This window comes from Vibrio splendidus (assembly GCF_002873455.1).
Taxonomy (GTDB): Bacteria; Pseudomonadota; Gammaproteobacteria; order Enterobacterales; family Vibrionaceae; genus Vibrio; species Vibrio splendidus_J.
On the sequence record NZ_MCUN01000035.1, the window covers coordinates 166,762 to 181,466 of the forward strand.

The 14,705-nt window shown below is 41.4% G+C and carries 13 protein-coding genes and 2 pseudogenes; 6 read left to right on the forward strand and 9 right to left on the reverse strand.

All coding sequences use genetic code 11. From position 1 onward, the window contains the following. The first annotated feature begins 42 nt into the window (after nucleotides 1-42). Nucleotides 43-513: a GNAT family N-acetyltransferase gene (locus tag BCU75_RS19375; RefSeq protein WP_048664394.1), complete on the forward strand. Its 471-nt coding sequence runs from the start codon at nucleotides 43-45 to the stop codon at nucleotides 511-513. A 90-nt stretch (nucleotides 514-603) separates the two neighbouring features. Here the strand turns inward: BCU75_RS19375 and BCU75_RS19380 are convergent. Continuing rightward, nucleotides 604-1,168 (reverse strand): annotated as a pseudogene (locus BCU75_RS19380) (helix-turn-helix domain-containing protein); the annotation flags it as partial. A 156-nt stretch (nucleotides 1,169-1,324) separates the two neighbouring features. Continuing rightward, a complete protein-coding gene (locus BCU75_RS19385; RefSeq protein WP_076646239.1) occupies nucleotides 1,325-2,218 on the reverse strand; it encodes a LysR substrate-binding domain-containing protein in 894 nt (297 codons plus the stop codon). Nucleotides 2,219-2,337: 119 nt separating this feature from the next. Here BCU75_RS19385 and BCU75_RS19390 point away from each other — a divergent pair, with 119 nt between their 5' ends. The 3 genes from BCU75_RS19390 (at nucleotide 2,338) to BCU75_RS19400 (ending at nucleotide 4,893) form a co-directional block, all read left to right on the forward strand. Then, nucleotides 2,338-3,000, forward strand: coding sequence for an FMN-dependent NADH-azoreductase (locus tag BCU75_RS19390; RefSeq protein WP_076646238.1), 663 nt, complete (start codon nucleotides 2,338-2,340; stop codon nucleotides 2,998-3,000). 31 nt (nucleotides 3,001-3,031) lie between these two features. Beyond that, nucleotides 3,032-3,517, forward strand: a complete 486-nt coding sequence (locus BCU75_RS19395) for a nucleoside deaminase (protein WP_102474788.1) — start codon at nucleotides 3,032-3,034, stop codon at nucleotides 3,515-3,517. A gap of 503 nt (nucleotides 3,518-4,020) precedes the next feature. Next, entirely contained in the window at nucleotides 4,021-4,893 is an 873-nt protein-coding gene (locus BCU75_RS19400) for an NAD-dependent epimerase/dehydratase family protein (RefSeq protein WP_102474822.1), read from the forward strand. A gap of 235 nt (nucleotides 4,894-5,128) precedes the next feature. Here BCU75_RS19400 and BCU75_RS19405 read toward each other — a convergent pair. Beyond that, nucleotides 5,129-5,268 (reverse strand): annotated as a pseudogene (locus BCU75_RS19405) (pyrophosphatase); the annotation flags it as partial. Nucleotides 5,269-5,626: 358 nt separating this feature from the next. Further along, nucleotides 5,627-6,217 (reverse strand): TetR/AcrR family transcriptional regulator, encoded by a 591-nt coding sequence (locus BCU75_RS19415; RefSeq protein ID WP_102474790.1) that lies wholly within the window; start codon nucleotides 6,215-6,217, stop codon nucleotides 5,627-5,629. 140 nt (nucleotides 6,218-6,357) lie between these two features. Between BCU75_RS19415 and BCU75_RS19420 the strand changes: the two genes are divergently transcribed. Beyond that, on the forward strand, nucleotides 6,358-6,750 hold the full coding sequence (locus tag BCU75_RS19420) for a hypothetical protein (RefSeq protein ID WP_133148305.1): 393 nt from the start codon (nucleotides 6,358-6,360) through the stop codon (nucleotides 6,748-6,750). Nucleotides 6,751-7,016: 266 nt separating this feature from the next. Here BCU75_RS19420 and BCU75_RS19425 read toward each other — a convergent pair whose 3' ends face one another. Then, nucleotides 7,017-8,489: a carboxypeptidase M32 gene (locus BCU75_RS19425; RefSeq protein ID WP_102474792.1), complete on the reverse strand. Its 1,473-nt coding sequence runs from the start codon at nucleotides 8,487-8,489 to the stop codon at nucleotides 7,017-7,019. Between the two features lie 297 nt (nucleotides 8,490-8,786). On the opposite strand from BCU75_RS19425, the gene BCU75_RS19430 reads away from it, so the two are divergent. Further along, on the forward strand, nucleotides 8,787-9,422 hold the full coding sequence (locus BCU75_RS19430; RefSeq protein ID WP_076678291.1) for a LysE family translocator: 636 nt from the start codon (nucleotides 8,787-8,789) through the stop codon (nucleotides 9,420-9,422). Nucleotides 9,423-9,576: 154 nt separating this feature from the next. Here the strand turns inward: BCU75_RS19430 and BCU75_RS19435 are convergent, their stop codons facing one another. The 4 genes from BCU75_RS19435 to BCU75_RS19450 form a co-directional block, all read right to left on the reverse strand. Next, the gene (locus tag BCU75_RS19435; RefSeq protein ID WP_102474793.1) at nucleotides 9,577-11,052 is read right to left on the reverse strand and encodes an aerolysin family beta-barrel pore-forming toxin; all 1,476 of its coding nucleotides are present in this window, start codon (nucleotides 11,050-11,052) and stop codon (nucleotides 9,577-9,579) included. Nucleotides 11,053-11,606: 554 nt separating this feature from the next. Beyond that, nucleotides 11,607-12,068 (reverse strand): hypothetical protein, encoded by a 462-nt coding sequence (locus tag BCU75_RS19440; protein WP_076678293.1) that lies wholly within the window; start codon nucleotides 12,066-12,068, stop codon nucleotides 11,607-11,609. After that, nucleotides 12,065-12,850 (reverse strand): winged helix-turn-helix domain-containing protein, encoded by a 786-nt coding sequence (locus BCU75_RS19445; RefSeq protein WP_076678294.1) that lies wholly within the window; start codon nucleotides 12,848-12,850, stop codon nucleotides 12,065-12,067. Before BCU75_RS19445 ends, BCU75_RS19440 begins: the two co-directional genes overlap by 4 nt. A 380-nt stretch (nucleotides 12,851-13,230) precedes the next feature. Next, nucleotides 13,231-14,601, reverse strand: coding sequence for an alanine/glycine:cation symporter family protein (locus tag BCU75_RS19450; protein ID WP_076678295.1), 1,371 nt, complete (start codon nucleotides 14,599-14,601; stop codon nucleotides 13,231-13,233). Nucleotides 14,602-14,705 lie beyond the last annotated feature (104 nt).

A 14,705-nucleotide genomic window follows, 5' to 3' on the forward strand; every position in this document is an offset into this window, starting at 1 on the left:
TGATCATAGAATACAAACGCCGCTTAGTAATCAGGAGAAACAATGAGTGTAAATATCAGAAGTGCAGAAATCAGTGATTCGAAGGCAATCAGTGAATTAATCTTACCTTTAGCAAAAAAATATGTTTGTCCTACTTGTGATGCGTCTGCACACGATATTTTGCTCAATTCAATGTCAGAGGAAAATGTAGGAAAGTATTTATCCACCAATTACAACTATGTTATTGCCGTGACTGCGAATGATGAAGTGGTTGGCGTGGCTGGAGTTCGAGACAACTCTCATTTATATCACCTTTTTGTCGATGATAATTTTCAGGGCAATGGGCTTTCCCGCCAATTATGGGAAGCGGTTAAAGAAGAATCAATAAAAAATGGGAACAGCGGTATCTTTACGGTTAACTCGGCGGTAAATGCAGAAAGCGTATACTCACGGTTTGGTTTTAAACGCACTGAGGGCATCAGAAATCGGCAAGGAATGATTGATATTCCAATGCTGTTAGATCTTGCGTACTAACAAGCGTTTTTGCCCAGAGGCTTCATAGACCTGAAGTTTTACTCGCGGCACTTTTATCAAAAGTGCCAGCCAACTCAGATCTGCCCCATTCCGCCCATGGTCAACCCAAATAAGTTGTCCTGAAACGAGATCATAAAACGACGATCATATAGTCATGGCCTTTAGCCCTAGAGACTTCATCAACGCCAATATGAACAAGGTTGGTCAACTTCTTAGGCTCTAAAGCGGGCAAGGTAGATAACAGAAATGCTTTATCGATATTTTTCACGTTTTCCCAGCGTATGTCTAAATGCTTAGACACTGCATGGATGCTCATATAGCGGCATAGTCCACTAATAAAGTGACAGAATCTCTTGGTATAGCGACCACCCTTATCAACAAAATCAGTGGCTTCAATCAATCTTCGGCCGAGCTTATCTCTCGTCAGAGCTAGTTCAATTTCTATTACGCAAGGGTGACCACTTACAGGAAAATCTGACAGGCGACGTTGAACATAGTGGTCGACGGTACGCGGTGCTCCAGTCTCAGGGTCAACGACTTTACAGCGTCTGTCTCGCTTGCATTTGACGAGTACTGAATGAGTGCACTCTTCGAGCGTTACAGACTGTACGGATTGACCTTTAAAATTAAATAGAGCGGAAGATAATAACGACAAACTACAACACTAAGATATAAAAGGGGAAGTGATTATAAATCAACGTATTACTGGTTTTATTGTTAATTTATAGACTCATCTAAGCGGAGAAGAGCCCATAGGCTTATAGTTACCAGCAATAGTTCTTTTTTATGTGTGACTTTAGCGCCCATAAATTTAATAAAATTGATTATTCATTTCTTCTATAATCCATCGTTTAAACTTTTCGAGACTCTTATTTCTTGCATTGTGTTCTGGTATTACCAAGTAATAACTTAGCCCTTTGATTTCTTTACTCATACTCGCGAATTCATAGTGTTCAAGCCACCCTTGTTTCAGTGCATTGTCAACAAGGAGTGAACTCACCAGTGCAACACCCTGATCAGCCAATGCGGCTTGAATGACATGATTTTCCTGATCAAACTGTCGTATATTTGTCTTAATATTTGAATTAGTACCATTAAGTAAAGTGCGCCACGAAATTGAGGGTAAACTTTTATTTTGCCACTTTGTTTCTAACAGGTTTATTTCTTTTGATATGTCGACTTTTGAAAGGTAAGAAGGTGTTGCGTATGTTCCTGCCTCTTCTGTGACCAGTGGAATGGTGTCTTTTTCCGACTCGTCGTAGACACCGTATCGAATCGCTAAATCTATTCTTTTGTCTTTTTCAAGATTAACTAATTCCTCTCCTGTTTTAACGGCCACTTCAATATTTGGGTGCTGCGCATAGAACTTTTCTAACTTTGGTATCAACCACATAGAGGCAAAGGATGATGTTGTACTGACCGTAACCACATTTTTGTTGTTCGAAATTTCGTTCACCACATTCGTGAGTTGTTGAAAAATCATGTGCGTTACTTCTGCCAGTTTCTCCCCCTCTACCGTTAACTCAATTGCTCGTGTTTTTCTTTCAAACAGTGATGTTTTCAAGGCTTCTTCCAACGACTTTATTTGATGAGAAACAGCCGTTGGGGTGACATGTAACTCTTCCGCAGTTTGTTTAAAACTTTTCAAACTGGCTGCGGAATTGAACACATTTAGTGTATTGAGTGGTGGAAGATGAATGTGCATATAAAAACTACCTTATAGATGAGATAAATTCATCTATAAGGTAGTTTTTATCAATTGTCAACATCAGAAAAAGTGCACAAAATGTTTTCTAAGCTGAACGTTAAACAAGAGAGGCAACAATGAGAACAATATTGAAAATCGACACAAGTGCTAGAAGAACGGACAACGAGATTGAGGGGTATAATTCAATATCCAAAACACTATCTACTTCATTCATCGATAAATGGATAACAATTAACAGTAAAGATAAAGTCATCTATAGAGATCTAGGGCTAAATCCACCTGACTTTATTAGCCAAGATTGGATCGCGGCGGTTTTCACACCAGAAGAAAAGAGAACACTCGAGCAGAAGGCTTTATTGTTTCTGTCTGATACGTTGATTGATGAGTTAAAGCGAGCTGATATCATTGTAATCTCATCACCGATGTATAATTACGGAATGCCCGCAGTACTGAAGGCGTGGTTTGATCAAGTGGTCAGAATCAATAAAACGTTTACCTTCGATTTGAAACGAGGTGACTTTCCGATCGAACCAATTATGTCAGGGAAAACACTTGTTCTAATATCATCGAGCGGTGAATTTGGCTTTGAAGTGGGTGGAGTTCGAGAAGCAATGAATCACCTTGCTCCCCACGTTAAGACCTTAAGCAAATACCTTGGCGTCGACGAATTCCATGAAATCGCCTCTGAATACCAAGAGTTTTCTGACGAGAGGCACAAGCAATCTCTAATTGAAGCTTATAGCTCTATTGATACGCTAGTAACACATCTTTCGGTTTAAAAAGCTCGGACAAAAATGAAGAGAAGCAACCATGAAAACAAAAATAATCACGAATGTGTCTGAATTATTGCTCATGAAAAGAACCGTAGAGCTTTCTCTTGATCACGTTCACAAAGGAGGAATTCCATTTTCTGCACTTGTGGTTGATAAACAGGGAAAAGTATTGGGACAAGGTGTAAATAGGGTAAAGGAATTGAACGACCCTACTGCACACGCAGAGATTCTAGCCATAAGAGATGCGTGCAAGCTAACTAACGGTGTTGACCTATCAGAAGCCATTTTGTATGCGTCAGGTGAGCCTTGTGGTCTTTGCTACTTGGCCGCGAAATGGGCAGGAATAAACAGAATATACATCGCGTCAGATCGCCATGAGGTAGCGAAATTGGGTTTTGATTATCGTTGGACTTATGACTTTTTTAATACTGATCAGCCTTCAAATTCCATTAGTGTAGAGAAATTGCAAGACGTAGGGTCTAGCTTTCCCTTCGGGCGTTGGGCGGAATTAACATACAGATAGAATGAGACACAAGTGATCGTTCGTGAATCGAATACACAAAGCGATCTACAGGGTCTAAGAATTGCAAGAATTACTTTAGATACATATTCACCAGAATAAATACCAAGAAATAGACGTGGCCTGTAACATCAATACTGGCCACTAAACCCAGTGATTTGCCATACTTATAGTTATTCATTAATTGCTAATGTTCGATATGCCAAAACTCATTTTTGTCCAAAAACATCACAACCTGAATTTTCACGCGTGGCATTTTCTAGCTCGAAAATGCCCCATTCCTTTTCAGCGCGAAAGTTTACTCACAATCTGTGATTGTACGTTTGCCTTACCTGTAGTTATCCGAGGGAGTGTCGAAGTAAGCTTTTTAAAAATTATGCGTCATTTTGCAATCTAATACACAATATCTATCATTAACCCATTGATTGTAAATTGATCAATGATTAAAAAGGCTGCATGATAGGAGTATAAAAAGCGTTATGTGTAATCCAAAGTTCAGGGAAAGAATGAAAGTACTTATTGCAGGAGCCAATGGATATATTGGTAGCCACGTGACGAAGATGTTTGTTGAAAGTGGTTTTGAAGTTTCGACATACAGCAGGGCTAGCGGTATCCTACCTGATGCTAGAAAGCTCACTAAAGTGCCCGCAGATTTATCTGGTTACTTTGATATTGTTGTAAATTGTGCTCGTCCACATTGGTCAGAATTTTCGCCAGAGGAAATAGTTGATATAGAGTCCAAGCTGCTAACGCAGTTGGATAGGCTAGCGGCTGAAGGTGCGACCAAAATTCACACTTCGGGCGTTTGGCTATTCGGTAATGCGTCTCACAACGACCTCAAAGTGTTTAGGTTGAAGCCTTTAGATGTGGTGAAACTGGACGCAGTTACAATAGGTCGTGCTATTAAAAAGAAGTGGCATGTAGTTTATTGTCCTAGTTTGGTTTATGGCGGTGAAAACTGTCAGCTAAAGCGAATTGTCGACTCTTTATCTGACCAAACGATTCAAGTAGCTATACCATCTCAAGATCATAACCAATACATCCACGTCAATGACATCGCAAGGTTTTATTTATCGTTGGTGCAAGGTCGAATTTCCTCAGCACAACATTTTATTGCCGAGACTAAGGGGTATAGCCCTGAAGAGTTTTCCCAGTTGTTGCTGGACTCTCGAATCATAAAAAAAGTCAGCAAAAGTAATTGGCGTGAGTTTGAAAATATCTTTGGCTTTTCGGCAGTAGAAATAGAAAAACTGAATCTTAAACTTCCAGTTAGCCCTTTGTTTGAACCGAAAGAGTCCTTAAGGAAGTACATAGAAAATTACACATACAAGCGTTTAAGGTTTCAAGATACTTTGTCTAATCCCAATCTCGCATGTTAGAACCAATACTCTAACGCGCTTCTGTCCAGAAACGTTTTTAAAATTGATCAAACTCTATTGTCCTCTGACAACAATGGCTAGATATAGAGTGAGCATAGGGTCAGATAGAGTTTAAAAGTAGGTAGTGGTTAGAGGGGAGTTGGTGATCTTAATTACACATCCCTGTGTAAAGTATTCTGAATGTCAGCTGACTTTAAAGCGCTTCATAAATTGACTAAAGCGTGGAATCAGGTNNGCATCGGGAATCTCATTTACAAAAATCATAAAGCGCTGTGCTTTACTTTTATCACCTTGAGCAGTCCCTGCTAGTATTGCTTGAGCTAAAATTACATGCTCAGCGGTAACGTCCTTATTCGAAAATTCGTGAATCAACATAGAAAATCCTAATAAGTATAAATACAAATGTAATAATACAATATATTGATGTCTATATCGATAGATTATGGTATTCATCAATGTCAGATTTGTGTAAAAGCAAGACAGTGATGTGCACCATCAATCTTAGTGACTTTCCATACTTATGCTAATTCGTGATTTCATTGTTAACATTATGTTAGTCATACTGATGTTTCAATGGAACAGCGCAATCTGGCAATAGTCGAAATAGGTAAATCGATTTTCGACCTCTTCACTGATAGCGCTCAACCATTATCATAAAACTCAGAGATTGGTTGTGGTGCTCCAACTCTAAATCACTTCAGTCCTAACGTGCATTGCTACAGCCATGTTGTGTCTATTGTAAAATTCTAGTGAACTGATCAGCACATTTATTCAACGTCTCTTTAGGCTGCCCTGCGGCTGCTTGAACAGCAATTCCATTGCTTACTATTGTGACCAAATTAGCGAGCGATGCTTGGTATTCGCTATCTTGTCCAGCAAAGGATACTTGCACAAATGACAACGTTATTTGATATATCCTCTCACTTTGTATTTTCAAAAACTCTTTCACATCAGATGGAAACAAAGGGTTTTCAGTTTCACCTGTACTTTTAATTAGCAAGCAGCCCTTTGGGGTCTCTAAGTTCATAAACAAATCGATTAGAGACTCAAAATAACGTTTAAGCCCTTTTATTCCAGTCGCATCGTTAGGGGACTGAATTTCCGCATAAACAGGTAAAATGTAGTGCTCTAAATAGTATTCAAGACAGGATTTATAAAGCTTATCTTTACTTCCGAATGCAGCATAAAGGCTTGAGGTATTAATGTTCAGTGCTGTTGAGAGCTGAGCAACAGACGTCCCTCCATACCCTCGGCTCCAGAAAACATACATTGCTGTTTTTAGTGCTAGTTCTTTGTCGAATGCTCTTTTTCTACCCGCGCTCATTTGTGTCTCCTAAAACAACGACAGATTTGGATAATTGACATTCTGAAGTGATCACTTCAGAATGTCAATTATGTAACGATCACTTTAGAATAGGACAAGTCGTGAACTCAAACTTCAATCTGAAAAATTTTATAATCGTAATGTTACTAACAAGCATCTGGATACATGCTGCAGAGGTGGCAAGAGCGATGCTGGTTGCTTTTCCAATGATGGAAGAGTTCTACGCAGGTAAGATCGATATCGGGCCAATGGGAGTCAGTAACGCAATTATTTGGGGGGTATGGGACACCATGATAGCGAGTACACTAGTGTTCATATACTGGCTGTGTGCTCAAGTTTTCGGTCGGAATTTGAAATCTATCTTCATTTCAGCAACGGTAACAACGTTAGCGACTATAGGCGTGTTTTGGGTTGGTTCTGTTAATTCAGGTTTGGGAACTTGGGACATGGCTTTTGTCTTGATTCCGATCGCCTGGGTAGAGATGTTGATCGCAGCTAAAATAGCTGAACGCTTATACGCGCGCTATCACTAAAAGCGTATTGAGGAAATGTAGTGGTTGAATGAACTTGGCCACTACATTAGAGGCATTTGAAATACCTCGGCTAATCCGTTAATTGCTAATATTAGTGAAAGCTGTAGCTCATTTATGTCCAACTCCGTGCTAGCCGGTATCAGGATATTCTGTGATTGTTAAGTTCGATGAAGGGATAAAGCCTTCAAATCAACCTAAGTATGTTTTGAAAATGTGATTAAAAAGGCTGAATCAATAAACTGATCAGCCTCTATCGATTTATTCCATTAAAGGTAACGGCTTCTTAGGTGGTCTTTGAAGTACTGAGCATTCAAGGTTTCACCGGTTGCGCCTTTCACCAAATCATTGGTGCTCAGCAGGCTGCCTTTGCTCCAAATATTCGATTCTAACCAAGTGAAGATAGAGGATAGATCGCCACTTTCAATCACAGAGTTCACATCGACCGTTTTCTTCATTGAAGCCATGAACTGTGCCGCGTACATTGCGCCTAATGTGTAGCTTGGGAAGTAGCCAAATGCGCCGTCTGTCCAGTGGATATCTTGCATACAGCCATTAGTGAAGTTGCCTTGAGTGCTTAAACCGAGGTATGACTGCATCTTAGTATTCCACAGTTCTGGAACATCGGTGTGTTTGATCTTGCCGTTGATCAAGTCGCGCTCGATTTCGTAGCGCAAGATAACGTGCGCAGGGTAAGTTAGCTCATCAGCGTCCACACGGATGAAGTCTTTCTTCACGCGAGTGTAAATCTTCTGGAAGTTCTTCTGCTCAAACTCAGAACCAGAGAACTGCTGTCCCGCTAAGTTTGCTAAGTGCCCTATGAATGGGTCGCTGCGGCCAACTTGCATCTCGAAGAACAAAGATTGAGATTCATGTATACCCATAGAGCGCGCTTCACCGGCTGGTTGGCCTGCTAAGTGCTTTGGTAAACCTTGCTCATAACGTGCGTGCCCTGTTTCATGGACTATGCCCATTAAGCTTTGAACGAATTCCGCTTCGTCGTAGCGCGTTGTGATACGCACGTCTGAAGGAACACCGCCACAGAAGGGGTGAACACTTTCATCCAATCGTCCGTGTTCAAAATCGAACTGAAGCAGCTTCATGACTTCTAAACCCAGTGCTTTCTGTTTCTCTGCCGTGTAGATACCAGAGGGCGCGTTAAAGTGCTCACTTGACTGTTTTTCAATGACTTCATCTATCAGGTTTGGTAGCCATGTCTTAACGTCCGCAAACAAGATATCAAGTGAAGCCGAACTTGTACCAGGCTCATAGATATCAAGCATGGCATCATAAGGTGTTAGGTTAGCCGCGTCGGCACGGATCTGCGCTTCTTCACGAGATAACTCAACCACTTCACGCCAGTTCTTTTCGAATCCAATCCAGTCGTTGTTACCACGTTGGCTGCGCCACGCATGTTCACATTTTGAACCCGCTAGAGATTTCGCTTCAACCAGTTTTTCTGGAAGTAGGTTAGCTTGTTGCCATTGGCGTTTAATTTCAAGCAGAGACGATTGTTGCTCGCCATTTAGCGCTTCGTTTTCAGCGTCTGAAATCCAATCGCCAAGCTGTGGTTGCGTCATCAACCCGTGAATATGAACCGAAAGCTCGGCCATCGCTTCACTACGAGCTTGGTTACCACCGGCAGGCATCATTGAAGCCTGGTCCCAACCGCAAATAGAGGCTAGGTGTTGAAAGCGTGAACATTTTTGAGAGTGCTCGACTAGTTTTTTGAATGCGCTCATTTGACTACTCTTAATTTGGTTTCTTTAAATGATCCTTAGGACAGCGTCAGCTTTAAGGTTCATCTCTCGTGTACTTTGATTACGGCTCTGCTTTTAATGATGCTGACCTTCGTAGTCGAAGATATAGCGATAAAAGCCGAAGGCGGTACGATGCCTTGAATTTACTATTTCTTAACAAATTAAACTGTTCTATTGTGCACAAAATCAGTGACTTGTATAGCCGATGGCAATTGTTGCTTGCGAATTGTTCAGATACACGGTATTGATGACAGATCGCTGAACAGGAATGACAATGATATGGATATTTTGAACTTTGAGGCATTTCTAATTGCCATCACTATTTTAACGCTAACGCCGGGTTTAGATACTGCGTTGGTGATTCGCAATACTAGCCGCTCTGGCTTAGCTGACGGTGTTATGACCAGCTTTGGTATTTGTGGCGGCCTTTATGTGCATGCTTTTTTCTCTGCTGTCGGAATCTCCGCGATTCTTGCTCAATCAGCTGAGCTCTTTCAAGCCGTGAAAATGGTGGGTGCGGTTTATCTGATTTGGCTTGGCTTAAGCAGTTTACGCGCTTTGATGAAAAATGGCGGCGGGATGAAGGTCGGGGAGCAGGCCAAGCAAGCATACAGTGCCAAACGGTCTTTGCGTGAAGGTTTCTTATCTAATGTGCTGAACCCTAAAACGGCGGTTTTCTATTTGGCTTTTTTGCCTCAATTTGTAAACCCAGAAGGCTCACCTTTATTGCAATCCATGGTGATGGCTTCGGTGCACTTTATGATAGCGATGGTGTGGCAATGTAGCCTAGCAGGTGCATTGAACTCCGCTAAAAATTTGCTCAAGAATGCGAGTTTCATGAAATGGATGGAAGGTGTGACTGGCATGGTATTAGTGGGGCTGGGCGTGAAGCTTCTGCTGGAAGAGCCAGTATAACCTGAACCGTTTTGGGTATAGGTTATTGAGAGTCGTCCTAAAGGCTCTACACAATTGAATTAAAAAGAAGAAAGCCCACGTTAGGTTTGTATATAAACACTGCCGTGGGCTTTTTTGTTACTGGTAAACCGAGTGTTAGATGTGAGCCACTGCGTTATTCAACAACGCTAATGTTCATCTCAGCGCCTTCGAAACCTAAGTCACTCAACTCATCTGCATCAAAGTTGGTGGTAACTTCGATATCACCAATGCGCTCAGTGGTCTCGTTGACTGAATCAAGACTTCTTTTGCTACGAACACTGTTGGTAATTGGTGTTGCTTGGCCAATTTCAATGGTGCCTGCAAATTGAGATTCAGCGTTAAAATCGCCGGATACGTAAGAGTGGAATGGGCGTAAGCTTCCTCCAGTCGCGTACTGCATGCTTGATAAACCGGCTTCTTTGATCGCCCAGCCCCAGTCCCACCATTTCGTTTCGCCTGGGATGTATCGGTGATCCCATTGGTAGCGAATATCGGCTGATTCATTGCTACTACGGCCCATCGTGAAGGTGTGAGCTTTGTACGGGCGGTTGTCTGGGTGAGTGTGCCATGCGTTACCACCCCAACGAAGGAAGCCGTTAAATTCAACATCGTAACTGATGTCGGCGTTGAATCGGTAAGGATAAGAGATGGTTGAGCGATACAGCTCAACTCGAATCGGAAGCTCTGAATTCGCAGGAACCATAGGACGAGCTTGAAGTGTTACTTGCTCGCTAGTGGAGTTGCCATTGGTTTCAGCGAAGCTTTGGTTCGCTTCTAACTTAATCGTTAGCTTAGTCTCGCCAACTAAAGGCCATTTGAATGTATTCTCTGTTTGAACACTTTCGGAGAACCCATAGCTGTTGGTTTTAGACCAGTTTGTTGACTCATCAACTTTAAGGTCGACAACGACTTGTTGCGCGATGTTACTTCTGTTTCTGGCCGTTGCATAAACGGTCTTAACCAGTTCACGATCGGACTCTACTATATCGCCGTGCCAAAAGTTATTGTCGTTAACGGTGTAGGTGAAGTTGTCGACGGTGATCTTAGTCTTTTCGTTGCAGCGATAACCATCACAAGAACCACTGTTGTTGCCTTGTATTACCCAAGAGTCGCCTGAGCGGTTGATCGTCATGTCCTCACCAACATACTTACTGTTATTCCCGCCAACCCACGCATAACCTAGGTTGTGAGCCAGGTAGCTAAGAGGGCGTACAAAATCATTGCGGTTGTTTACTAAGTCATATTCAACATCTATCTCGCTGCCTTCTGTGACGGCTTTAGCAGAGTAGTTTGGAATTTCAGATTGGTCATTGTTCGGATAGCAGAACGTTGAACTGCTGTTTGATTGTTTAATTTCACCATGATAGCCAGGCCCCATGATCACCCAGTTTCCTTTCAGCCCTGTGATCTGCCAAGTGCCCATACGAGCGACCAAAGCACTCTTTTGTTCTTCAGCCTCATAACGGTCTAAAGGGCGATAACCAGAGCGACATACATCTTCACCAAGTTGGTCAAACACTATTTGGTCTGGGTAAACCTTTGCGTTTACACCGGTTGATAGAACAGACAACACTGCGGTTGCTAAGAGACTTCTGTTTATACTAATCATTAACAATTCCCTCTATTGTAATTTTTCTATTTTGATAATGTTTTGTGTGCCGTGTAGTGAACAAGACAAGTTCACTTTTTCATGTTGATAAATAGATAGATACTGAAAAGGGTTGAATTAATTTACCTTTTAAATTCAATTGGTTGCGTTACTAGAATTGTCAATGTGATGAAATTTCATGAAACGGAAAGGAAAATATTTGATGGGGTTCAAACCGTTTTTAGAAAATGGAGCGTTATTATTTGGATTAGATATCAAAATCTTTGACGTTATTTTGTGACGATTGACATGAATGGTTAATTAGAAAGAGAGATATAACCATTCACAATGTTCGTAGCTTTAAGGTAGGTATTTAGCCACAAGGAGTCTAAATATAGATTGGATATTTTGATGTGCTACCAGTTTTTCAACATGGAACACATTAAGTAAGGATAAAGTGTAATTGTATTACTGATAGAATCATAAAATAACCATTCTTTTTCTATGTACAATATCGACGAGGTTCGTCATTTTGGTAATGAAATAGCTGTTACTGGAGGCTAAACTATGCCTAATTATCGCTTAGCTAGAAGTTGTGTTCGGCCTGTATTACACGTTTTTATTATGGCAAATAAATCATTTGAACTTAAAACATCAATATTCAACGTTAATGGATCATCATTAAGCAGGAGGTAAGGCGAGAATTGAGTGTCATTCATCACTTTCTCTATTTTTTGTACAGAGACTAAGTCGATGGTGCCTAAAATAGAAAAATATAATGATTGAGAAGGCCTTGCTCTACCTTTGAATCGAAAAACGATGGGATCGGGCATGTGGTCGTCTTGAACTGATACAAGATGTAAGACAGTATTATTGCTTATCTTTGTTAATCCATCGGTACGTAATACGTTTCCCTCTAGCATAAGGTCTACCACACTATGCTGATAGCGGTGCTCTTTCTGTGGTTGAGCTGAAGGGATAAGCCATATGCCAACGAATAAAAGTAACGCTGAAGATAGCGCAACGAATGGTTTCATAATTGGCCTCTCTTTAGGAATAATGCTATTTCAGCACTGACTCTGTCCGATTGCGCAGGTGTGTAAAAAATATTGACGGATTGACGTGTAGCTTTATCGAGTAAGGAAAGTTCAGAATGCCCCGGTTCTTCGCTAATATAAGCCACACAATCGCATTGATACTTATAGAGAATGGCTTCTAGTTCAGGGCTTAGCACCATATCGTGTTCTTGGAAAACCTGCATCTGACCAATCCACTGTTCATTGAGTCGGTTGACGGGATAGATATCACCGAGGCTTCTATCGTTAATTTTAGCAAAAGCCAGCAGTGCCGATGCTAGCAGTAAACAACCCGTTGTGAAGTAGCACAGTCTATTTCGGTTGGATACGGATTGCTGGTGGTCAGATAAAGTCTGCTCAACACTAAGAGCGTCAATCTCGTGAGTATCGATTGGTACATGGTCGCTTACGGTGACGAGAGGTATATAGGTTACGCTAGTTACTTGCGAGTCGATAAATACGCATTCATCGATAAGGCGGTAACCGATCTTTGGCACAGTTACAATTGGCGTCTCTTTGATACCTAGTCTAACAAACCCTTGGCGAACTAAACTTATGCTTTTCGCAAGTGAAGTATCCCCTATGAATTCGCTTCCCCATGCAAAATTAATAATATCTTGTTTGCTAACAATTTCGGGCGAATTTTTAAGTAATAACTCTAAAACGCGAGTCTCACGATATCCTATTTTAATAGAACGTTCATCGTTATAAATACGGTTTTTAATTGGGTCGAATCTGATCATATAACCAACGTTTTATTTTTATTATAATTCTCTCAACAATGTAGATGACTATAAGCTTACTAATATATGAATTAAAGTCACATTTTTCAATCTGGTGTTTTTTTGTGTGGTTGAAACAAAATGTTATTTATTCGTTTATGACTAAAAAATTGCCATTATACATGACCAGCTAAATATAAGTAATATCTAATTAAGTGTTGGTTTTATTAGTGGCTCTTTTATTAGCTTTCTATCTGGGATATTAATTCGCACAACGGTCTAATTAATGTCCTGCTATATGTAGGGGTATAAGTGTTAGTAATGATTTGTTCAGTTTAACGATTGAATTAATATAAAAAAGCCCGCATTTTATTGCGGGCTTGGTATTCAATCAATTCAAGTTATGCTTTAACGGCTTCGCAATCATTGGAAGACGTTAACGGTTTGAAGAATAGCTTTGTTTCTTCGATTACAACGTGGCGTAGCAAGATAAGGCCGATTAGGTTAGGAATTGCCATTAGGCCGTTCACGATATCAGCCATCAACCAGATCATGTCGAGTTTTAGGAATGCACCAGAAGCAACCAAGGCAATAAAGATAATTTTGTAAGGCAGTACTGCTTTAGTACCTAACAAGAAAACAACACAGCGCTCACCGTAGTAATTCCAGCCTAAAATCGTTGTAAACGCAAAGAAGATTAAACCAATCGAAACCAACATTGGACCTAAAGTATCGGCGTTTAAACCCACAGCGAATGCATGAGTGGTCATCGCAGCACCAGAGAGGTCGGTTTGCCAAGCACCCGTTAAGATAAGTGCCAAGCCCGTCATCGTACAGATGATGATGGTGTCAAAGAAAGTACCAGTCATAGAGACAAGTCCTTGTTTCACACATGAGTCCGTTTTTGCCGCCGCCGCCGCCATTGGAGCGCTACCTAGGCCTGATTCGTTCGAGAATACACCACGAGCGATACCTGATTGGATAGCAAGCATGATGCTCGCACCAAAGAAACCACCTGTTGCTGCTGTGTTGGTAAACGCAGAGGTCACAACAAGGGTGATGGCATTGAGTAGTTGGTCTGCATTTGAAACCAGAACGCTTAAACACGCGACGATGTACATAATGGCCATGGTAGGCACTACTTTTCCTGCAACCTTCGCGATAGATTGAATACCACCCAGGGTTACCACTGCCACCAATATCGTAAGAACGACAGCAGACATCTCACGAGAAGCACCGAATGAAATTTGAGTTGCGTCTAAGATAGCGTTGACTTGTGGGAAGGTACCAATACCGAAGCAGGCAACACCTAACGCGAAGATAGCGAACATTACCGCTAAGATTCGTGAACCGACACCGTATTGCAGGTAGTACATTGGACCGCCAACCATTTCGCCATTGCTATCGGTTCTGCGGTATTTAACGGCAAGTAGACATTCTGCATATTTGGTCGCCATACCAAAGACAGCGGCAAGCCACATCCAGAATAGGGCACCAGGGCCACCAATCTTGATTGCGGTCGCTACACCTACGATATTACCGGTACCAATCGTTGCAGAAAGCGCTGTACACAAAGCGGCGAAGCTTGATACGTCACCTGTGCCGGATTTATCTTTGGTGAACACCATTTTTAGCGCAGTTGGAAGGTGTCTAAACTGGAGTAAGCCTAAGCGAAAAGTAAAGTAGATACCCGTTCCCACTAGCAGAATAAGCAGTGGTGGTCCCCAAACGAATTGGTTGATGGTTTGTAGTGTAGCTTGTAGGTGGTTCATAGGTTCCCCTTAATAAATATAAAATTTAAGGAGAAGAGGGAAGGCAGTGCAGATCACAGGGATCGATAGCACTACTTAATACAGACGGATTTCTAGATAGAATT

Coding starts and splice junctions, on each gene's coding strand:
- BCU75_RS19375 (WP_048664394.1), top strand. CDS start 43: ATGAGTGTAAATATCAGAAGTGCAGAAATCAGTGATTCGAAGGCAATC.
- BCU75_RS19385 (WP_076646239.1), bottom strand. CDS start 2,218: ATGCACATTCATCTTCCACCACTCAATACACTAAATGTGTTCAATTCC.
- BCU75_RS19390 (WP_076646238.1), top strand. CDS start 2,338: ATGAGAACAATATTGAAAATCGACACAAGTGCTAGAAGAACGGACAAC.
- BCU75_RS19395 (WP_102474788.1), top strand. CDS start 3,032: ATGAAAACAAAAATAATCACGAATGTGTCTGAATTATTGCTCATGAAA.
- BCU75_RS19400 (WP_102474822.1), top strand. CDS start 4,021: ATGAAAGTACTTATTGCAGGAGCCAATGGATATATTGGTAGCCACGTG.
- BCU75_RS19415 (WP_102474790.1), bottom strand. CDS start 6,217: ATGAGCGCGGGTAGAAAAAGAGCATTCGACAAAGAACTAGCACTAAAA.
- BCU75_RS19420 (WP_133148305.1), top strand. CDS start 6,358: ATGTTACTAACAAGCATCTGGATACATGCTGCAGAGGTGGCAAGAGCG.
- BCU75_RS19425 (WP_102474792.1), bottom strand. CDS start 8,489: ATGAGCGCATTCAAAAAACTAGTCGAGCACTCTCAAAAATGTTCACGC.
- BCU75_RS19430 (WP_076678291.1), top strand. CDS start 8,787: ATGGATATTTTGAACTTTGAGGCATTTCTAATTGCCATCACTATTTTA.
- BCU75_RS19435 (WP_102474793.1), bottom strand. CDS start 11,052: ATGATTAGTATAAACAGAAGTCTCTTAGCAACCGCAGTGTTGTCTGTT.
- BCU75_RS19440 (WP_076678293.1), bottom strand. CDS start 12,068: ATGAAACCATTCGTTGCGCTATCTTCAGCGTTACTTTTATTCGTTGGC.
- BCU75_RS19445 (WP_076678294.1), bottom strand. CDS start 12,850: ATGATCAGATTCGACCCAATTAAAAACCGTATTTATAACGATGAACGT.
- BCU75_RS19450 (WP_076678295.1), bottom strand. CDS start 14,601: ATGAACCACCTACAAGCTACACTACAAACCATCAACCAATTCGTTTGG.